We start from the raw sequence: 19,591 nt of genomic DNA on the forward strand, positions 1-19,591 counted from the left end.
GGTGAAACGATTGTGGACAGTGGGGTGCCTGCAGGGGCTCAGGGTTTACCCGTGCCGCCCGCGTACATGGCGTCGATCTGCGCCGCGTATTTCTTCTCGACCAGCTTGCGCTTGAGCTTCATCGTCGGCGTGAGTTCTTCGTCTTCCGCCGTCAGCTGGGTGTCGAGCAGGAAGAATTTCTTGATCTGCTCGACGCGCGCGAACTTGCCGTTGACCTCGTCGATCACGTTCTGGATCAGCGCCTGCACCTCGGCCGCGCGCGTCAGGCTGGCGTAGTTGGAGAAGGGTACGTCGTGGTCCTGCGCGAATTTTTCCACGTTCTCCTGGTCGATCATGACGATCACCGTGAGGTAGGCGCGCCGGTCGCCGATCACCACCGCGTCGGTGATGTAGGGGCTGAATTTGAGCTCGTTCTCGATCTCGCTGGGCGTGATGTTCTTGCCGCCCGCCGTGATGATGATGTCCTTCATGCGGTCGGTGATGCGGTAGAAGCCCTCTGCATCCACCGTGCCCACGTCGCCGGTGCGCAGCCAGCCGTCTTCGGTGAAGGTCTCGGCTGTTTTCTCGGGCTGGTTCAGGTAGCCCGCGAAGACGTTGGGCCCCCTGACCTGGATTTCGCCGGTCTGCGCATCGATGCGCACCTGGTTGTAATGCGCCGCCGGGCCGATGGAGCCGGGCTTGATGTGCGTGGGCAGCACCGCCGTCGATACGCCGCAGGTCTCGGTCATGCCCCAGACTTCGAGCATCGGGATGCCGAGCGAGAGATACCACTTGATGAGTTCGGGCGAGATCGGCGCCGCGCCGGTGACCAGATAGCGCGCGCGGTGGATGCCTATCATCTTGCGCACGTTGTTCAGCACCAGCCAGCGCGCGATGTGAAAGCGCCCCTTGAGCGTGGCGGGTATGGCCTCGCCCGCCAGCACCTTGTCGGCGATGCGCCGGCCCACGGCTATCGCCCAGGCGTAGGCCAGCTGCTGCAGCCGCGTGCTTTCCTTGAGCGCGATCGTCACGCCGGAATAGAACTTCTCCCACACGCGCGGCACGGCGACGAAGACCGTGGGCGCGATCTCGCGCACGTTCTCGGGCACGGTGTCGGGGTTCTCGACGAAATTGAGCTTGCAGCCGGAATAGAGCGAGAGGTATTCGCCGCCCATGCGCTCGGCGATGTGGCACAGCGGCAGAAAGGCCATGGCTTCGTCCGCCCCGCTGCGCGCGATCACGGTGTTCAGCCCGCGCACGGTGGCCACCAGCGCGCTGTGCGTGTGCATCGCGCCCTTGGGCTTGCCGGTGGTGCCCGAGGTGTAGACCAGAATCGCCAGATCTTCGGGTTTCACGGCGGCCACGCGCTGCGGCAGGGCCTGCGGATGCTGCGCGTTCCATTGACGGCCGAGTTCGCGCAACGCGGCCAGGCTCATCACGCCCGCGTCATCGAGCTGGTGCAGGCCCTCCATGTCGAAGACGATGATCTTGCGCAGGCCCGGCAGCTGCCCGCGCACCGCCAGCGCCTTGTCCAGCTGCTCGTCGTCTTCCACGAAGAGGAAGCTGCTGTGCGAATCCTCGGTGAGGTAGTGCACCTGCGCCGCCGCATCGGTGGGATAGATGCCGCTGGCCACGCCGGCGCAGGAGAGCACCGCCAGATCGGCCAGCACCCATTCCAGGATGGTGTTGGAGAGGATGGAGGCGGTGTGCCCGGCCTCGAAGCCCAGCGCCATCAGGCCGCCCGCGATCTCGCGCACCGCGTCGCCCACCTGCGTCCAGGTCCAGGCCCGCCACAGGCCGAGCTTCTTCTCGCGCAGCCAGACCTGCGGCCCGCGTTGCGCCACGCCATTCCAGAACATCGCGGCCAGGGTGTCGCCCTGCATGGCGAGGCCTTCGCGCGTGGCGCAATCGGGGTTCCAGAGCACGCTCATGCCGCTATCTCCAGTTTTTCTTCTTTTTCCAGCGCCGCTCGCCGCGCACGCCGTCGCCCTTCATGCCGAGATAGAACTCCTTGATGTCCTCCTTCTCGCGCAGCACCTCGCAGGCGCCCTCCATCACGATGCGGCCGTTCTCCAGCACGTAGCCGAAATCGGCGGCGTTCAGCGCCATGTTGGCGTTCTGCTCCACCAGCAGCATGGTGGTGCCGCGCTCGCGGTTGATGCGCACCACGATCTCGAAGATTTCCTTGGTCAGGCGCGGCGACAGGCCCAGGCTGGGCTCGTCGAGCAGGATGAGTTCCGGCGCGGCCATCAGCGCGCGGCTGATCGCCAGCATCTGCTGCTGCCCGCCCGAAAGCAGGCCCGCATCCTGGTGGCCGCGCTCCTTCAGGATGGGAAAGTAGGCATGGACCTGCTCCAGGTCGCGCGCCACCGCGTCGCGGTCGCCGCGCGTGTAGGCGCCCATCATGAGGTTGTCGCGCACCGAGAGCAGCGCAAACACCTCGCGCCCCTCGGGCACATGCATCAGGCCCCGGCGCACGATGGCCGTGGGGTCGTTGGCGGTGATGTTCTCGCCCTTGAAATGCACGCTGCCCTTGAGCGGGTCGATGATGCCGCTGATGGTCTTGAGGATGGTGGTCTTGCCCGCGCCGTTGCTGCCCAGCACGGTGGCGATCTCGCCCGCGTGCACGGCCAGGCTCACGCCGCGGATGGCCTTGATCGGGCCGTAGGCGCTTTCCACGTTCTGCAGTTGCAGCAGCGGCGCCGTGGCGGCGGGTGCGTTCATGCGCGCCCCCTCACCTTGTGTCCCGGCGGGCGGCGCAGGCTGCTGACGTCGTCGATGGTGCCGAGATACGCCTCGGCCACGCCGGGGTCGGCCTGCACTTCGGCGGGCGAGCCCAGCGCCAGCACCTCGCCCTGGTTCATCGCCAGCACCCGGTCGGAGACGCGCGAGACCAGCGACATGTCGTGCTCCACCATCAGCACGGTGATGCCGAGGTCGCCCGCGATGTCCTGGATCCAGAATGCCATGTCGTCGGTTTCCTCGACGTTCAGGCCCGACGAAGGTTCATCGAGCAGCAGCAGGCGCGGCTCGGCGCACAGCGCCCGGCCCAGCTCCACCACCTTGCGCACGCCGTAGGGCAGGCCGCCCACCAGGGTGTCGCGGTAATGCTGCAGGTCGAGAAAATCGATGACTTCTTCCACCTTCTCGCGCGCCTTGAGCTCGGCGGCGCGGGTGCGCGGGGTGAACAGCAGATCGCGCCACAGGCCGGTCTCGCGCCGCGTGTGGCGGCCGATCAAGAGGTTGGCGAGCACGCTGGCATGCTCGAACAGTTCGATGTTCTGGAAGGTGCGCGCAATGCCGAGTTGCGCCACGGTGTGCGCCGGCTGGCCGGTGAGCGTGACCTCGCCCCGCGGCCCGGCGTAGGTGATGCTGCCGCTGGTGGGCTGGTAGATGCGGCTGATCAGGTTGAACACCGTGGTCTTGCCCGCGCCGTTGGGGCCGATCAGCGTGAACACCTCGCCCTGGGCAACCTCAAAGCTCACGTCATTGACCGCCAGCAGGCCGCCAAAGCGCACGCTCAGGTTGCGGGCGGAAAGCAGGGCGCCGCTCACCGCAGGCGCTCCGATTTCTGAAAGGACTTCTGCCGCCGGAACATGCCCGCGCGGTAGAACGGGAACAGCTGCAGCCAGGCGCGCACCTTGAGCCAGCGGCCGTAGATGCCCAGCGGCTCGAACATCACGAAGGCGATCAGCACGGCGCCATAGACGAAGGTCTGCAGCCCCGGCGACTGGCCGATCGAATCGGGCAGGTAGTCCTTGGCCAGGCCGATGAGCTGCGGCATGAAGATCAGGAACGATGCGCCCAGGAAGGCGCCATGCACCGAGCCCAGGCCGCCGATCACGATCATCAGGAGCAGGTCGATCGACTGCACGATGTTGAACTGCTCGGGCGTGATGAACTGCAGCTTGTGGCCGTACAGCGCCCCGGCGATGCCGGCCAGCGCCGCCGAGAGCGCGAACGACAGCGTCTTGTAATACGCCAGATGCACGCCCATGCTCTGGGCGGAGATTTCGGAATCGCGGATCGCGACGAAGGCCCGCCCCGTGGGCGAGCGCAACAGGTTCAGGATGGCCAGCGTGCAGGCGGCGGCGATCACCAGGCAGAGGAAGTAGAAGGACGGGGACGAATCGAAGGCAAACCCGGCAATCTCCGGCGCCTGCAGGAACATGCCCTTGTTGCCGCCGGTCACCGAGGTCCAGCGCGCGAAGACTTCCTCGACGATGAAGCCGAAGGCCAGCGTCGCAATCGCCAGGTAGATGCCCTTCACCCGCAGCGCCGGCAGGCCGACGACGATGCCTGCCGCCGCCGACAGCAGCGCCGCGCAGGCGAGCGCGAGGAAAAACGGCCAGCCGGCGGCGGTGAGCAAGGCCTGTGTGTAGGCGCCCACGCCCAGGAAGGCCGCATGCCCCAGCGAAAACTGCCCGGTGAAGCCCGAGAGCAGCATCAGCCCCAGCCCCGCGATGCCGTAGATCAGCACGAAGGTGAGCTGCGCCAGCCAGTATTCCGACAGCGCCCACGGTGCGATCGCCAGAAACGCGGACAGCAGCCCGTACCAGAACACATGCCCGCCGTGCCTGGCCAGACGGATGTCCTGCGCGTAATGGGTCTTGAAAATGAAACGCATCGCCCGTTACACCTTCTTCACGAGGCGTTCGCCGAACAGCCCGTTGGGCCGCACCATCAGCATGATGAGCACGACGATGTAGGCGGCCACGTCCTTGAAACCCTCGGGCAGGTAAAAGCCGGAGAGCGACTCGATGACGCCGATCACCAGGCCGCCGACGATGGCGCCCGGCAGGCTGCCGAAGCCGCCGACGACGGCGGCGGGGAAGGCCTTGAGCCCGATGAAGCCCATGTTGGCGTAGACGAAGGTGATGGGCGCGAGCAGCAGGCCGGCGATGGCCGCCACCATGCCCGCGAGCGCCCAGACCATGCCGTTGATGCGCTGCACCGGAATGCCCATGTAGTAGGCCGCCAGCTGGTTCTGCGAGGCCGCCTGCATCGCCACGCCCAGGCGGGTGTAGCGGAACATCGTGAACAGCAGGGCGCACAGCAGCATGGTCGCCACGATCACCACGAGCTGCTCGGCGCCGACGATCAGGCCGCCCCAGTGGAAGGTGGCATCCTTGTAGGGCACGTCCAGCGTGCGGGTTTCCGTGCCTATGCCCGGGATCATGGTCACCAGCCCGCGCAGCAGATAGCCGATGCCGATGGTGAGCATGACGATGGAGAACGCCGGCTGGCCCAGCACCGGGCGGATCACCAGGCGCTCCAGCAGCAGGCCCAGCAGCGCCATCGCCGCCATGCTGGCGATGACGGCGAGCCAGAACGGAAAGCCCAGATACGCCATGACGGCCACGCCGATGAAGGCGCCCACCATCATCAGTTCGCCCTGCGCGAAGCTGACGATCTCGGTGGCCTTGTAGATCAGCACGAAGCCCAGCGCGATCAGGCCGTAGATGCAGCCTTGCGCGACGCCACTGATCAGAAGTTGGATGAATTGCACCGAGGGGGTTCGTGATTTTTGCCAAGCACCTGCTTGGAATAAATGCGGATAATGCCAGCAGCGGCGCGATTGTGGGCTGCGTATTTACCCTGATAAACATGACTGCAACCCCCAACCCGGCGCCGTTTTCCGATGCATTCGTCGCGCAGGTGCGTGAAATGTTCGAGGAAAAAATCGTCTTCAACCGCGTGCTGGGGCTGAAGATCACGGCGTTTGCGCCCGATGCGGTTTCGGGGCGCATCGCCATGCGGCCCGAGCTGATCGGCCACTATGGCTTTCGCCGCATGCATGGCGGCGTGACCAGTGCCGGAATGGACGCCATGGCGGGCCTGTCCATCATGGCGGCGATGGCGGCCAGGCACCCCGACGCGCCGCTGGAAAAGCTTTTTTCCAGGCTGGGCACCATAGACCTGCGCATCGACTACCTGCGCCCCGCGGTCGGCCCGCATATCGATCTGCAGGCCCAGGTGTTGCGCCTGGGTTCGCGCGTGGCGAGCACGCGCATGGAATGCCGCGGCGCCGATGGCGAGCTGCTGGCCGCGGGCTCAGGCGCCTACATCGTCGTCTGAGCTCGTAGACGCGTTCTGAGCGGCGGGCGCGTTTCAGGCCGGCTGCGCCAGCACCCGCGGCCGCCCGTCATCGTCGATGGCGACGTAGGTCAGCCGCGCCTCGGTCACCTTCACATACTGGCCCTGCGCGCGGATGCGCTCGGCGAAGACCTCGACCTGCACCGTGATCGAGGTACGGCCGAGGCGCAGCACGCTTGAATAAAAGGAGAGCAGATCGCCCACGCGCACCGGCTGCTTGAAGACGAATTCATTCACCGCCACGGTGGCGATGCGGCCCTGCGCCACGCGCGCGCACAGCACCGAGCCGGCCAGGTCCACCTGCGACATGACCCAGCCGCCGAAGATGTCGCCGTTGCCATTGGTGTCGCTCGGCAGCGGAATGACCTTGAGCACCAGCTCCTTGTCGGTCGGCAGGCTGGTGTGGATGACGGCAGCGTTTTGCGGCATGGGCAAGAATCCCCTTCTTTGGTGAATCTTTGGATTGTGCGTCATGCGCCCAGGCGGCCCCGCTTCCTTTGTCGACTTGCCCGATGACCCCGGGACGGCGTCGGATTGGCGCACCCTGCGCCGGCTCTTTCCCTATCTGTGGCAGTACAAGTGGCGCGTGGTCGCCGCCATCGCCTTCATGCTGGGCGCCAAGCTGGCCAACGTCGGCGTGCCGCTGCTGCTCAAGGATCTGATCGACGCGATGGACGCCAGGACCGGCACGGCCGCTGCGCTGCTGGTCGTTCCCGTCGGGTTGCTGCTGGCCTATGGCGGGCTGCGGCTGTCGACCTCGGTGTTCAACGAACTGCGTGAACTGGTGTTTGCCAGGGTCACGCATGGCGCGGCGCGCCTGATCGCCTTGCAGACCTTCGTGCATCTGCACAGCCTGGGCCTGCGCTTTCATCTGGAGCGCCAGACCGGCGGCATGACGCGCGACATCGAGCGCGGCGTGCGCGGCATCGAATCGCTGGTCTCGTTCATGCTCTTCAACATCATCGCCACGCTCATCGAGGTGGCGCTGGTGCTGGGCGTGCTGGGCGCCAGATTCGATTGGCGCTTCGTCGCCGTCACGCTCGCGGCGCTGGTGATCTACATCGCCTTCACCGTCTGGGTGACCGAGTGGCGCATCGAGTTTCGCCGCGAGGCCAACCGCTCGGACTCGGCCGCCAACACCAAGGCCGTCGATTCGCTGCTGAACTACGAAACCGTCAAATACTTCAACAACGAGGCCTTCGAGGCCGGGCGCTACGACGAGAGCCTGGAGCGCTTTCGCCTGGCGCAGCTCAGGAGCCGCTCCTCGCTCGCCCTGCTCAACGGCGGGCAGCAGCTCATCATCGCCGTGGCGCTGGTCGCGATGCTGTGGCTGGCGACGCAGGGCGTGGTGCAGGGACGCCTGACCCTGGGCGATCTGGTGATGGTCAACGCCTTCATGATCCAGATCTACATCCCGCTCAACTTCCTGGGCGTGATTTACCGCGAGATCAAGCAGAGCCTGACCGATCTCTCGCGCATGTTCACGCTGATGGACCGCCGCCAGGAGGTGCGCGATGCCCCCGGCGCGCAGCCGCTGGCGCTTGCGGGCGAGCCGGTGGTGCGCTTTGAACGCGTGCACTTTGCCTATGCGCCGGATCGCCCCATCCTGCAGGGCGTGGATTTCGAAATCCCGCCAGGCAAGACGGTCGCCGTCGTCGGCCCCTCGGGTGCGGGCAAATCCACGCTGGCGCGCCTGCTGTTCCGCTTCTACGACGTGCAGCAGGGCGCCATCACGATCGGCGGGCAGGATATCCGCGGGGTGACGCAGGACAGTCTGCGCCGCGCCATCGGCATCGTGCCGCAGGACACCGTGCTGTTCAACGACACCATCGCCTACAACATCGCCTATGGCCGCCCCGGTGCCGCGCAGGCCGAGGTGGAGCAGGCGGCGCGCGCCGCGCACATCCACGATTTCATCGTCTCCACGCCGCAGGGCTACGGCGCGATGGTGGGCGAGCGCGGGCTGAAACTCTCCGGCGGCGAGAAGCAGCGCGTGGCCATCGCGCGCACGCTGCTCAAGAACCCGCCCATCCTGATCTTCGACGAGGCCACCAGCGCGCTGGATTCCGCCAACGAGCGCGCCATCCAGGCCGAACTGCGCAGCGCGGCCCGGGGCAAGACCACGCTGGTGATCGCGCACCGGCTCTCCACCGTGGTGGACGCGCACGAGATTCTGGTGATGGACGCCGGGCGCATCGTCGAGCGCGGCACGCACGCGGCGCTGCTGGCTGCGGGCGGGCGCTATGCGGGGATGTGGGCGCTGCAAAGGAGTAATGATGAAAATGGGCTCTAACGCTTGCTAGGCAGGCTCTGGCAGCTATCGATAAAGGAGGATGGATGAACATCACTGCATTGCAGCGGCAGCTGCGGGAGTTCGCTGTCGCGCGCGATTGGCAATCGCTGCATTGCCCCAAGAATCTGGCGATGGCGCTGATGGTTGAAGCGGCCGAGTTGCAGGCGCTCTACCAGTGGCTGACGCCGCGGGAGTCGGTCGATTTTGGGGCGCAGCTGGGCGATCGCGGTCGCGTGGCGGACGAAGTTGCCGACGTGTTGATTTACCTGCTGCAATTTGCCGACCATGCAGGAATCGACGTGGAACAGGCGGTCGAGCACAAACTGCGCAAGAACGCCGAAAAGTACCCGGCCAGGCACCCTGAGGTGCTGCTGCCCCCGACACCGCCGCGCACCCAGGTACTGGTGGACTGGGAAAACGTGCAGCCCAGTGGCGAAGCGCTGCGGGCGCTGATACCCGATGCCGCTGACGTCTGGCTGTTCCATGGCCCGCAGCAGAAAGTGGACACCAGCAGCCACGAGCGCGTTTTCGGCGTGGAGCGGGTGACGCTGGTGCCGCGTTCGGGCAACGGCAAAAACGCGCTCGATTTTCACTTGGCGTATTACGTCGGGTATCTGTGCGCACGCAAGCAGCCGCAGGCCTTTGTCGTGGTCTCCAACGACCAAGGCTATGACCCCATGCTTGAACATGCGCGCGAGGTGCTGGGCTTCGATGCCAAACGCCATGCGTGGAGCAAGTCGGCAGAGCCCAAGCAGGATGTCGTTCAATCGAATTCCCCGGCCATTTCAGATGCAGAGCGGATAGGCCGTGGGGCCTGGTCCAACTTGCGCACCATGGCGCTGGCAGACCGTCCCAGAAGCGAGGGCGATGCGCTCAGCTACATCGGGTTGTTCGTCCCGCCGTCGCATTTGCAGCGAAATGCGCTGCTGCAGGATGTCTGGCAGTGGTTGATCGCGCGCGGCCATCTGCTGGCGCCGCAGAGTGCACCGCAAACGCTGCCCGCTGTGCCTGAGAAGGTGGTGCAGGCCACGCCTGTCGGCGGTGCATCGAAGGCAATTTCACCCGCCGCCAGGCCCGCCCCCAAGAAGACGGTCGCAGCGAAGCCAGCTCCGGCCAAGGCCGTGCCTGGCAAAAAAGCAGCCGCGAAGCAGGCTGTTGCCAAGGCGCCAACTGCTGCCGCCAAACCCGCTGCCGCTGCCAAGACCGCCACCCCGGCGAAGCTTGCCCAGCGCGTGCTGACCAGCCTGAAGAAGATGGGCGACAAGCGCCCTAAGACCCGTACCAGCCTGCTCAAACACATTGCCACCCATGTTCCGGTGGGCCTGGATCGCGCTGCGGTGGCTGAGAAAGTATGGGCTCTGCTGCAATCGCAGGGGCGAGTGCAGCAATCGGCGGGCGGCGCCAAGCTTACCTATGGCGTTGTTGATTCATAGGAAAAAGTACGTGCAAGCCTTGCAGGATAAGCGCCGGAAGCTATCGTTTCGGTTGTTGTGCATGCCGTGGGTGGCTGGAGCAACCGAAGCAGTTGTTGCGGTTGGTGGTGGAATTGCCTGCCTGCAGAAAATTTATGCCAAATAGGGCTGTAACGCCCGTCTGGCGGGCGCTGACAGCTACGCTTTTTTAATTACTGCTTGCGTGCCGCAATCGACTTCTCGGCCTGGTTCACCAGATCGGCGCCGATCTGCCCCTTCCACTTGTTGAACACCGGTCGGGTGGCCTGCACGAATTGCTCCCGCTCCGCGGGTGTGAGCTGGGTCACCGTCACGCCCAGGCCCTCGATCTGCTTGAGCAGTGGCTTGTCGGGCTCGACCACGCCCTTGCGCGCCAGGGCGATCTGCTCCTGTCCGGCCTCGATGGCGGCCTGGCGCACGGCTTCGCGGTCGGCCGGCGTCCAGCTGTTCCAGACCTCCTTGTTGACGACGAAGACCAGCGGATCGGCGATGTAGCCCCAGAGCGTGAGGTACTTCTGGCTCACGTTCTGCAGCTTGGCGGCGGTGAAGATGGAGAGCGGATTCTCCTGCCCATCCACCGCGCCGCTGGCCATGGCCGGCTGGGCATCGGCCCAGCTCATCTGCGTCGGGTTGGCGCCCAGCGCGGTGAAGGTGTCGAGGAACAGCGGCGAGCCCACCACGCGGATCTTCAGGCCCTTCAGGTCTGCCGGGGTCTTGATCGCGTGCTTGGAGTTGGAGATTTCGCGGTAGCCGTTTTCGCCCCAGGCCAGCGGCACCACGCCGGCCTTGTCCAGCGTGGCAAACAGGCTCTTGCCCACCGGGCCCTGTGTGAGCGCGTCGATCGCGGCGTAGTCGGGCATCAGGAAGGGCAGCGAGAACAGGTTGAGCTGCTTGACCTGCGGCGACCAGTTGATGGTGGAGCCTATCGCCATGTCGATCACGCCCTGGCGCAGCGCGGAAAATTCACGTGTCTGGTCGCCCTGGATGAGCGAAACGCCGGGGTAGAGCTTGATGTTGATGCGGCCCTGGGTCTTTTCCTTGACCTTGTTGGCCCAGATCTCGCCGCCCTTGCCCCAGGGGAAGGCCGTGCCCAGCACGAGGGACATGCGGTATTCGCTCTTGTAGTTGCTCTGCGCCTGGGCGGCGGGCAGGCCCAGCGCCATCAGCGTCGCGGCCGCGGTGGCCGTGGCCAGAAAGGTGCGTAGTTTCATGGGGAAGTCTCCTCTTGGTGGTTGAAAATCAGTAACCCAGTTTGGCAGGCAGCCAGAGCGCGATCTGCGGGAAGGCCACGACGACGAGGGTGGCAAGCGTCATCGCCAGCACCATCCACAGCACCCAGCGCGTGGTCGATTCCATGCGCACGTTGGCGATCTTCGAGGCCACCATCAGGTTCACCGCCATCGGCGGCGTGAACTGGCCGATGGCGATGCACAGCACCAGGATGGAGCCGAACCAGACCACGTCCCACTGGAAATGCGTCACCACCGGCATGGCCAGCGGGATGAAGATCAGCATGATGGAAATGCCGTCGAGGAACATGCCCATGATGAGCAGCAGCACCAGAATGGCGCCCATCACGCCCCATTCGCCCAGGCCCGAATTGACGATGGCGTGGGTGATCGGGTCGATCACGCCCAGCGTGGAAAGCGAGAAGGCGAAGATGCCGGCGAGCGAGACGACGATCAGGATCACCGCCGAGAGCTCGCCTGCCTCGCGCAGGATCTCGAACAGGTCGCGCAGGCCGATGGTGCGGTGGACCACCATGCCGACGAACAGGCCGTAGAACACCGCCACCACCGCCGCCTCGGTCGGGGTGAACCAGCCCATGCGCATGCCGCCCAGGATGACCACCGGGGCCATCAGCCCCCAGGCCGCCTCGCGCAGGCTGCGCCAGAACGGCGGGCGCGGCTCGCCGGCTTCGTTCTGCCCCATCTTGTGCCTGCGCGAGAGCCACACCGCCGGCACGATGAGCGCCAGGCCCGCGAGGATGCCGGGGAACATGCCGGCGGCGAACAGCGCCGGCACCGAGGCGCCCGAGACCAGCACCGAATAGACGATGAAGGCGATCGAGGGCGGAATCAGGATGTCGGTCGAGGCCGCCGCGGCCACCACGCTGGCGGAAAACGCCGCCGGGTAGCCCGCCCGGCTCATGGCCGCGATCATCACGCCGCCGACGGCCGCCGCCGTGGCCGGGCCCGAGCCCGAGATGCCGCCCATGAACATCGCCACGCTGATCGCCACCAGCGGCAGCATGCCGGGGCCGCGCCCGACGATGGAGACGGCGAAGTTCACCAGCCGCAGCGCCACGCCCGAGCGGTCGAAGATCGAGCCCACCAGCACGAACATCGGGATCGCCAGCAGCGGGTATTTGCCCAGACCGGCGTAGAAGTTCTGCGGCACCGCCAGCAGGCCGAACCACTGCGTGTCCTGGTTGGCCAGCGCGATCGCCGCCGCGCCCGCCAGGCCCAGCGCCGCGCCTATGGGCACGCCCAGGAACATCAGCAGCACGAAGGCGGTGAACAGCAGCGTCGCGATCATGCTTCGCTCCTCTCGTCGCGGGCGAGGTATTCGGCATCGCTCTGGCGCGAGCGCCGGCGGTACAGGCCCACGGCGCGCGCCGCGATCAGCGCCGAGAGGATGGGCAGCCAGACGGAATACCACCACTGCGGCACGCCGATGCCGGGCGAGGTTTCCTCATAGCGGTAATCGTCCCAGACCAGGCGCACGCTGATCACCGCGATGAAGGCAAACAGCAGCGCCACCAGCGCCGCGCCCAGCTGCGCCAGGCGCCTGCGCCGCGCCGCGGAGCCGCTTTCGGCGAAGAATTCGATGCGGATGTGCGCGTCGCGCGCCATGGCCGAGGCGCCGCCCACCATCGCCAGCACGATCATCAGAAACACCGAGATCTCCTCCGTCCATGCGAACGAGGCATCGGTGAAGTAGCGCACCAGCACGTTGGCGAAGGTGATGCAGGCGAGCAGCGCCATGGTGATCACCGTCACCCAGTCCTCCAGGCGCAGCGAGCGCTGCAGGCCGGTCGTGGCGGGCGAGTCGGAGGGAATGGGGGCGGGGGGTGGGGCGGCGGCCATGGGGGGTGTTGGCGTGCGATGGTCTGTGGCCGCGGGTCTGCGGCGCAGTCGCGCATTGTGCACGCCTGATGCCACCGGATAATGCGCGCCATGGAAACCAAATGGCTTGAAGACTTCGTCAGCCTGGCCGAAACGCGCAGCTTCAGCCGTTCGGCGCAGCTGCGCCATGTGACGCAGCCGGCGTTCTCGCGCCGCATCCAGGCGCTGGAGGCCTGGGCCGGCACGGATCTGGTGGACCGCACCTCCTACCCCACGCGCCTCACCGCCGCCGGCGACACGCTCTACGACCAGGCGCTGGAGGTGCTGCAGACGCTGCAGAACACCCGCGCGGTGCTGCGCGCGCACACCGCGCCGAGCGATGACGTGATCGAATTCGCCGTGCCGCACACGCTGGCGCTGACCTTCTTCCCCACCTGGGCGACCAGCCTGCGCAAGGGCTTCGGGCCGCTCAAGAGCCGCCTGATCGCGCTCAATGTGCACGATGCGGTGGTGCGCCTGATGGAAGGCAGCTGCGACGTACTCATCACCTACCACCACCCGTCGCAGCCGCTGCAGCTCGATCCGCAGCATTTCGACATGATCCTGATCGGAGAGGAGCCGATCGCGCCCTACGCCAAGGCGGGCGGCGATGGCGAACCGATCTACCGCCTGCCCGGCACCGCGGCCGAGCCGCTGCCCTTCCTCGGCTATGCGCCCGGCGCCTACCTGGGCCGCATGACCGACCTGGTGCTGCGCCAGGCCGGCACGGCCGTGCATCTGGACCGCGTGTACGAAACCGACATGGCCGAAGGCCTGAAGGCGATGGCGCTGGAGGGCCACGGGATTGCGTTTCTGCCGCACAGCGCGGTGCGCGCCGAAGTGCGCGGGCGCAAGCTGGCGAGCGCCGCACCCAGGGAAAACCCGGACAGCCTGCGCATGGTGATGGAGGTGCGCGCCTACCGCAAGAAGCCCTCGCGGCGCGAACCGGCCAAGGGCCTCACGCAGGCGCTCTGGGATTACCTGGGAACCCAGACGGGCGGACCCGCGGGCGATGGCGTTCAGGAACATCCTTGACGCACCCGCCTGGGTGCAGGGCATTGCCTGGGAGGCGCCGTGGCTGGCGGATTACGCCCCGCTCGGGCGCCGCATCGCGCAGGCCATCGCAGAGGGCCGGCGGGTGGAGGAGGCACTGATGGCGCAGGCGCCTGCGCTGCTGCCGGTGCGTTTCGTTGCGCAAGCGCGCCTGCCCGCGGGCACGGCCTACGAGGCCTTCATCGCCGCACGCCATGAGGTGCCCACGCGCAGCAATCCGCATGATTTTTTCAATGGCCTCGTCTGGCTGCACTGGCCGCTGGCCAAGGCGCGGCTCAACGCACTGCAGGCGCAGGCGATCGCGCGCGATGGCGTGGGCGCCACCCGTGGGCCGCTGCGCGACGCGGCGACGGTGTTCGACGAGAACGGCGCGCTGCTGCTGGCGCCCGAGCCGCTGTGGCAGGTGCTGCGTGCGCGCGACTGGCAGCGGCTTTTCGTGGCGTTGCGCCCGCTGTGGCGCGAGGCGCGCCTGTGGCTGTTCGGCCATGCCTTGATGGAAAAGCTGATTTCACCAAGAAAACAGCTTGTAGCACATGTCTATCAAGCGCATTCAGCTATCAAAAAAGAAGAATCCTTGGACACCTGGCTGGCACGCGACCTCACGGCGGATCACCTGGCCGGCAAGCCGTTCGCGCCGCTGCCGGTGCTGGGCGTGCCCGGCTGGTGCGGCGAAAACGCGAACTTTCGCTTTTATGATGACTCCACGGTGTTCCGCCCACCGCGCAGCCCTTGAAGCGCGCACGGCGGCGCCCATCTTCATCCCGTCTTCCCACGACTCCCACTGGAGCCCCGACCCATGAAACGCATCGTGCTGTTCCTGCTCACCAACATCGCCGTCGTGGCGGTGCTCGGCGTTGTCGCCAGCCTGCTGGGCGTCAACCGCTATCTCACGGCCAACGGCCTGGACCTGACCAACCTGCTCGGCTTCGCGCTCATCATGGGTTTTGGCGGCTCCATCATTTCCCTGCTCATGAGCAAGATGATCGCCAAGATGAGCATGAGCGTGCAGATCATTGGCGCGCCGCGCAACGCCGATGAGGCCTGGATCGTCGAGACCGTGCGCGAGCTGGCCGGCAAGGCCGGCATACAGATGCCCGAGGTCGGCATCTACGAGGGCGCGCCCAATGCCTTTGCCACGGGCGCGTTCAAGAATTCGGCGCTGGTGGCGGTTTCCACCGGCCTGCTTGCCGGCATGACGCGCGACGAGGTGCGCGCGGTCCTGGGCCACGAGATCGCGCACGTCGCCAACGGCGACATGGTGACGATGACGCTGATCCAGGGCGTGATGAACACCTTCGTGGTGTTTGCCTCGCGCGCCATCGGCTACCTGGTGGACAGTTTCCTGCGCCGCGGCGACGACCGCAACAGCGGCCCGGGCGTAGGCTACATGGTCACCACGCTGGTGCTCGACATCGTCTTCGGCTTCGTTGCCGCGATCATCGTCGCCTGGTTCTCGCGCCAGCGCGAATTCCGCGCCGATGCCGGTTCCGCCCAGCTGCTGGGCCAGACGCAGCCGATGATCAATGCGCTCTATCGCCTGGGCGGCATGACGCCCGGTGAAATGCCCAAGAGCCTGCAGGCCATGGGCATCGCGGGCGGCATAGGCAAGCTGTTCTCCTCGCACCCGCCGATCGAGCAGCGGGTGGAAGCGCTCAAGGCGCTGCGCGGGTAAGCACGGCTTCCACGGCCAGCGCCAGCGCCAGCAGGCGCGCATCGTGCCCGCCCGGCGCGGCCAGGCTCAGGCCGCAGGGCGCTTCGCCGCTCTGGTGCATGGGCAGCGATACCGCGCAGCCATCGAGAAAATTCACCAGGGTGGTGTTGCGCAGGATCAGCGCATTGGCGGCGGAAAACGCCTCGTCGCTCGCCACCAGCGGCGCCATCTCGGGCGCCACGATGGGCACCGTCGGCATCAGCAACGCGTCATGGTCCGCCAGCGCCGCCTGCATGGCGGCAATCCAGCGCTGGCGCGCAATCAGCAGATCAACGTAATCGGCCGCGTTCATGCGGCTGCCCACCAGGATGCGCGCGGCCACGCGCGGGTCGTATTCGCCCTGGCGCGCGGGCAGGTAGCGGCGGTGCCAGGCCCAGGCCTCGGCGTTGGAAAACGCGCCCTTTGCATGAATGGCGGCCAGTTCATCCAGCGGCGCCAGCGGTGCGTGCGTGATGCGCGCCCCCGCCTGCGACAGGCGCGACAGCGCGCGCTCCCAGGCGGCGGCCACCGGGCCGTCCATGCCGTCCAGCACGTAATTCGCCGGCGCCAGCAGCTGCATCTGTGCAATCGCCGCAGGCATGGGCTCGGCAAACGGCTCGCCCGCGAGGATGCTGTCCAGCAGCGCGCAGCAGCGCACCGAGGGCGCGAGCGGCCCGATCGAATCGAGCGTGGTCGAGAGCGGGATGGCGCCCGCGCTGGGCACGCGCCGCGCCGTCGGCTTGAAACCGGTGAGGCCGCACAAGGCCGAGGGAATGCGCACCGAGCCGCCGGTATCCGTGCCTATGGCGGCCAGCGCCATGCCGTCCGTCACGCTGATCGCCGCGCCCGACGATGAACCGCCCGGAATGCGCCCGCCGCCATCGCTCCGCCCCCAGGGGTTGCGCGGCGTGCCGTAGTGCGGGTTGATGCCTATGCCCGAGAACGCGAACTCGGTCATGTTGGTCGCGCCGACGATCACCGCACCGGCCGCGCGCAGGCGATCGACGATGCGCGCGTTGCGCGTGGCGGGAGGTTCGCCTTGCAGCAGGCGCGAACCGGCGCGCGTGGGGTAGCCCGCAATGTCGAACAGATCCTTGACCGAAATCGGCAGGCCCTCGATGGCCGAGCGCGCCAGGCCCGCCGCACGCAGCGTGTCGCTGGCGCGCGCCTCGGCGCGGGCGCTGCCCGGCAGCACGCGGGTATAGGTTTTGGGCCCTTCGCCTTCGCAGGCGCGCGCCAGCGCGGTCTCCGCCAGCTGCGCGGCACTGGTGGCGCCGCGTGCGAGCTGCGCGGCGGCATGGTCGAGCGTTGTGAGAGGTGCAAAGGCGTGCATGGCAGTACGGTGCGAAATGGATGTGCGCATCGTAGCCCGGTCGCCGATAATCACGCCCGTGAAGCACGCCAGACCGCCGCTGGTGCAATCTGGGAAACCAGGCACTGGAGGAACGTCCGGACTGCACAGGGCAGCGCAGCAGCCAACGGCTGTCCACCGTGAGGTGAGGATCAGAGCAACAGAGACGAGTCGAATCAGGCAGCAAGCCACCGACGGTGTTCTATCGGTCGCCCGCGCAAGCGGGCCAGGCTGGCGCAAGCCAGACGGTTTGCGGCGAAAGCCGCAAAGACCATAGTCACCCGAAGCGGGCGGCGCCCGCTTCGGGTGAAACGGGCAATCTCTGCGCGCAGCAACACCAAGTAGGCACACGTTGACGGGGCCCCCGGAGTGTGCGGGTAGGTGGCATCGAGCCGGCGGGGCGACCCTCGGCCCAGATTAATGGCGGTCACATGCGGGCAACCGCATGCACAGAATCCGGCTTATCGGCGGGCTTCACACTTTTTCATGCGGCTGGGGCGGTCTCAGCCGCTCGCGCTCCTGCATGCCGGGCAGCTTCCCGTGCCACCCAAGCTGCCATCTTCATTGACCCAGCGCAGGCGATCACCGTTGGGCGCGAGAAACAATACCTTGCCGCGGGCCAATGCTGCGCCTCGCGCGCGGCCGTGTCCGCCTTCCTGCAGCGGTGCGACCCCGATTCCCGCCAGCTGTGTTGCCCGTTCCACGGGAACGGTGGCACCCCCGGCATCTTGTTGTCCGCCCCTTGACGCGCCCACAGGCACTCAGGCTGGATTGAATAGCTGCTCGACGGCGCGCGCCACAACCCGCATGCCCATGATCATGACGCCCAGTGTCGTGTCCTGCGCCGCAGCCATGAGGATCAGGTGCCCATCGGGCTTGCTCACCTTGATGCCCAGCACCTGGAAGGTGCCGGCCTGCAGGGTGAGCAGGTCCATCGACTGCGCTCCCAGTTCGGGACGCAGTTCGGTCATGGTGGCGTTGCCTACCGACAGCAGCGAGCCCGACAGCGCGGCCAGCTTGCCCACTTGCCTATCGTCCACGCCCAGCGCACAGATGTTGAAACCGTCGGGAGTGCACAGGACCGCCGCATTCAGCTTCGGGATGTGCCTGGGTAGTTGTTCCATGGCCGGCAGTACGTAGCGGCCCAGAGCCTCTGAGTCCATGACCCATCTCCTTGAGTTTTCGGTGGTGGTCGGTGGTGTGGAAGGTGCCGCGCGCATGGTTTGCACTCGTGCGTGGCGCGGCGATGGGGCCTGCGTGGTAACCGGAGCGATTGGGGCACCCATGGGTGAGCGAGCGCCGGCACTCAGGCCTGCAGCGGCGAGTAGGGGGTGCTGAGCGCCACCATGATCGCCTGCATCACCTGGGCGGGCTCGCGCGGGTCGGCGGTGAGCACGGGGGCCAGCGGGTGGTAATTGCCGGTCAGTTGGCGAAACGGTTCGAGCGTGTGGTCGGGTGTGTCGCCGGGCAACCGGGTGAGCGCCAGCGCCAGGCGTGCAACCGCCTTGCGTACGGCCAGCGCCTCCAGCCAGAAACGGCACTCGGCCAGCGCGTTTGCGCGATTCCCATAGAGCCAGAGCACTACGGCCGAGCTTTGCGGCAGCAGTGCGTCCCACATGGCGTTGAAGCGCTCCTGCCCAGGCACCCCGATCAGTGCCACGCGTGCGCCGTCCGGGAAAGTCCATTCGCCGTAGTCGAAACCGACCGTGGTGGTGGTTTTGCCACTGTCGGCCAGGGTCGTCGCTTCGCCGCTGGAGGCTTCGGTGTTGACCACCGGGATGTCAGAGACGGCGCGCAGGGCGGTGGTCTTGCCCACGCCGAACGGGCCGACGAACACCACCTGGTGCCGCGTTTGGTGTCCGAGAACGACTTTCATGTGCGCGCGAATTTTCCGAGCAGGCGTTTGATGAGATCCCAGCGCGAGCGCTCTCCCGAAGCCTGGACGGCCGGTGCGTCCGGTGCGTCCAGGCTGACAGGTGCCGGTGCGGTTCCTTGCTCCAGCAGCAGCAAGCCTTGCCGATGGGTGTCGGCGAGCAACTGGTCGAGCAGTGGTGCCGGGACGTTCCACTGCAACACCTGCTCGTAGCTTGCCGGGGCCGTCAACAGGCGCGAGCAGGCCACGGTGAGTTCGAGCGCATTTCCGTAGCGGCTCACGTTGGGCCATCTGCGCAGACGCATCAGGCCGTGGCGCCACGGGGGGTGGGCGTGGTCCGGCGCGGCGTCGGGTGGGACGGCAGCGCTGGCGATGTGGGGCCGTATCCAGTTGAAGATCAGGCCGCTTTGCACCGGGGGCTTGAAGAACGTCCAGGCCGGGCACGGCAGCGCGCTCAACTGGGCCGCCAGAAAGGCCACCCGGGGCTTGACGGGCATGCGGCCGTAGCACTCCAGCAGGGCCGGCAGGTCAGCGATGGCTCTGGCGTCGAGGACCCACCAGCGGGCCTGCTCGGCTTGTTCCGCCCACTCCCAGCTCGCCGAGTGCAGCCGCAGGGTTGCCATGAAGGCGCGTGCGGCCGCACTGTCGCGCGTGGGCGTCCAGAGGCTGTCATTCATGGGTCTGTGCGCGGAAAACGG

19 protein-coding genes and 1 other RNA gene are annotated in these 19,591 nt (G+C 66.9%); 7 read left to right on the forward strand and 13 right to left on the reverse strand.

The features are described from left to right. Positions 1–38 precede the first annotated feature (38 nt). Genes K320_RS0111505 through K320_RS0111525 form a run of 5 tightly spaced genes read right to left on the reverse strand, consistent with a single transcriptional unit; the run spans position 39 to position 5,488 of the window. Entirely contained in the window at positions 39–1,910 is a 1,872-nt protein-coding gene (locus K320_RS0111505) for an AMP-dependent synthetase/ligase (protein WP_024538987.1), read from the reverse strand. 4 nt (positions 1,911–1,914) lie between these two features. Next, positions 1,915–2,703: an ABC transporter ATP-binding protein gene (locus K320_RS0111510; RefSeq protein ID WP_024538988.1), complete on the reverse strand. Its 789-nt coding sequence runs from the start codon at positions 2,701–2,703 to the stop codon at positions 1,915–1,917. Further along, positions 2,700–3,533 (reverse strand): ABC transporter ATP-binding protein, encoded by an 834-nt coding sequence (locus tag K320_RS0111515; RefSeq protein WP_024538989.1) that lies wholly within the window; start codon positions 3,531–3,533, stop codon positions 2,700–2,702. The genes K320_RS0111510 and K320_RS0111515 overlap by 4 nt, the downstream gene beginning before the upstream one ends. Then, positions 3,530–4,606 carry a branched-chain amino acid ABC transporter permease gene (locus tag K320_RS0111520; RefSeq protein WP_024538990.1) on the reverse strand — a complete coding sequence of 359 codons (1,077 nt, stop codon included), beginning with the start codon at positions 4,604–4,606 and terminating at the stop codon, positions 3,530–3,532. Before K320_RS0111520 ends, K320_RS0111515 begins: the two co-directional genes overlap by 4 nt. A 6-nt stretch (positions 4,607–4,612) precedes the next feature. Further along, positions 4,613–5,488: a branched-chain amino acid ABC transporter permease gene (locus K320_RS0111525; protein ID WP_024538991.1), complete on the reverse strand. Its 876-nt coding sequence runs from the start codon at positions 5,486–5,488 to the stop codon at positions 4,613–4,615. Positions 5,489–5,586: 98 nt separating this feature from the next. On the opposite strand from K320_RS0111525, the gene K320_RS0111530 reads away from it, so the two are divergent. Next, complete coding sequence (locus K320_RS0111530; protein ID WP_029696078.1) at positions 5,587–6,057, forward strand: thioesterase family protein; 471 nt, start codon at positions 5,587–5,589, stop codon at positions 6,055–6,057. A 33-nt stretch (positions 6,058–6,090) separates the two neighbouring features. On the opposite strand, the gene K320_RS0111535 is transcribed toward K320_RS0111530, so the two are convergent. After that, positions 6,091–6,504, reverse strand: coding sequence for an acyl-CoA thioesterase (locus K320_RS0111535; protein WP_024538993.1), 414 nt, complete (start codon positions 6,502–6,504; stop codon positions 6,091–6,093). 43 nt (positions 6,505–6,547) lie between these two features. Between K320_RS0111535 and K320_RS0111540 the strand changes: the two genes are divergently transcribed. Further along, positions 6,548–8,368: an ABCB family ABC transporter ATP-binding protein/permease gene (locus tag K320_RS0111540; RefSeq protein WP_024538994.1), complete on the forward strand. Its 1,821-nt coding sequence runs from the start codon at positions 6,548–6,550 to the stop codon at positions 8,366–8,368. A 44-nt stretch (positions 8,369–8,412) separates the two neighbouring features. Further along, positions 8,413–9,801 carry a PIN domain-containing protein gene (locus K320_RS18720; RefSeq protein ID WP_024538995.1) on the forward strand — a complete coding sequence of 463 codons (1,389 nt, stop codon included), beginning with the start codon at positions 8,413–8,415 and terminating at the stop codon, positions 9,799–9,801. A gap of 191 nt (positions 9,802–9,992) precedes the next feature. Here K320_RS18720 and K320_RS0111550 read toward each other — a convergent pair whose 3' ends face one another. Genes K320_RS0111550 through K320_RS0111560 form a run of 3 tightly spaced genes read right to left on the reverse strand, consistent with a single transcriptional unit; the run spans position 9,993 to position 12,908 of the window. Then, a complete protein-coding gene (locus tag K320_RS0111550; protein WP_024538996.1) occupies positions 9,993–11,030 on the reverse strand; it encodes a DctP family TRAP transporter solute-binding subunit in 1,038 nt (345 codons plus the stop codon). Between the two features lie 28 nt (positions 11,031–11,058). Then, complete coding sequence (locus K320_RS0111555; protein WP_024538997.1) at positions 11,059–12,357, reverse strand: TRAP transporter large permease; 1,299 nt, start codon at positions 12,355–12,357, stop codon at positions 11,059–11,061. Continuing rightward, on the reverse strand, positions 12,354–12,908 hold the full coding sequence (locus K320_RS0111560; protein ID WP_024538998.1) for a TRAP transporter small permease: 555 nt from the start codon (positions 12,906–12,908) through the stop codon (positions 12,354–12,356). Before K320_RS0111560 ends, K320_RS0111555 begins: the two co-directional genes overlap by 4 nt. A gap of 90 nt (positions 12,909–12,998) precedes the next feature. Between K320_RS0111560 and K320_RS0111565 the strand changes: the two genes are divergently transcribed. From K320_RS0111565 to htpX, 3 genes are all read left to right on the forward strand, one after another. Further along, complete coding sequence (locus K320_RS0111565) at positions 12,999–13,961, forward strand: LysR substrate-binding domain-containing protein (RefSeq protein ID WP_024538999.1); 963 nt, start codon at positions 12,999–13,001, stop codon at positions 13,959–13,961. After that, the gene (locus K320_RS0111570) at positions 13,939–14,712 is read left to right on the forward strand and encodes a DUF3025 domain-containing protein (RefSeq protein WP_051384906.1); all 774 of its coding nucleotides are present in this window, start codon (positions 13,939–13,941) and stop codon (positions 14,710–14,712) included. The genes K320_RS0111565 and K320_RS0111570 overlap by 23 nt, the downstream gene beginning before the upstream one ends. A gap of 63 nt (positions 14,713–14,775) precedes the next feature. Continuing rightward, on the forward strand, positions 14,776–15,651 hold the full coding sequence (gene htpX / locus K320_RS0111575) for a protease HtpX (RefSeq protein ID WP_024539001.1): 876 nt from the start codon (positions 14,776–14,778) through the stop codon (positions 15,649–15,651). On the opposite strand, the gene K320_RS0111580 is transcribed toward htpX, so the two are convergent. Further along, entirely contained in the window at positions 15,632–17,002 is a 1,371-nt protein-coding gene (locus K320_RS0111580; protein ID WP_024539002.1) for an amidase, read from the reverse strand. The genes htpX and K320_RS0111580 overlap by 20 nt on opposite strands. Before the next feature lie 60 nt (positions 17,003–17,062). Between K320_RS0111580 and rnpB the strand changes: the two genes are divergently transcribed. Continuing rightward, an RNA gene (gene rnpB / locus K320_RS18415) (RNase P RNA component class A) lies at positions 17,063–17,500 on the forward strand. 281 nt (positions 17,501–17,781) lie between these two features. Here rnpB and K320_RS18150 read toward each other — a convergent pair. The 3 genes from K320_RS18150 to K320_RS0111595 form a co-directional block, all read right to left on the reverse strand. Beyond that, a complete protein-coding gene (locus K320_RS18150) occupies positions 17,782–18,183 on the reverse strand; it encodes a roadblock/LC7 domain-containing protein (protein WP_034343378.1) in 402 nt (133 codons plus the stop codon). A 143-nt stretch (positions 18,184–18,326) separates the two neighbouring features. Beyond that, positions 18,327–18,896 carry a GTP-binding protein gene (locus tag K320_RS0111590; RefSeq protein WP_024539004.1) on the reverse strand — a complete coding sequence of 190 codons (570 nt, stop codon included), beginning with the start codon at positions 18,894–18,896 and terminating at the stop codon, positions 18,327–18,329. Further along, positions 18,893–19,570, reverse strand: a complete 678-nt coding sequence (locus K320_RS0111595) for a hypothetical protein (protein ID WP_024539005.1) — start codon at positions 19,568–19,570, stop codon at positions 18,893–18,895. The genes K320_RS0111590 and K320_RS0111595 overlap by 4 nt, the downstream gene beginning before the upstream one ends. Positions 19,571–19,591 lie beyond the last annotated feature (21 nt).

The sequence above is a fragment of the Comamonas badia DSM 17552 genome (genome assembly GCF_000484635.1).
Classification (GTDB): domain Bacteria; phylum Pseudomonadota; class Gammaproteobacteria; order Burkholderiales; family Burkholderiaceae_C; genus Comamonas_C; species Comamonas_C badia.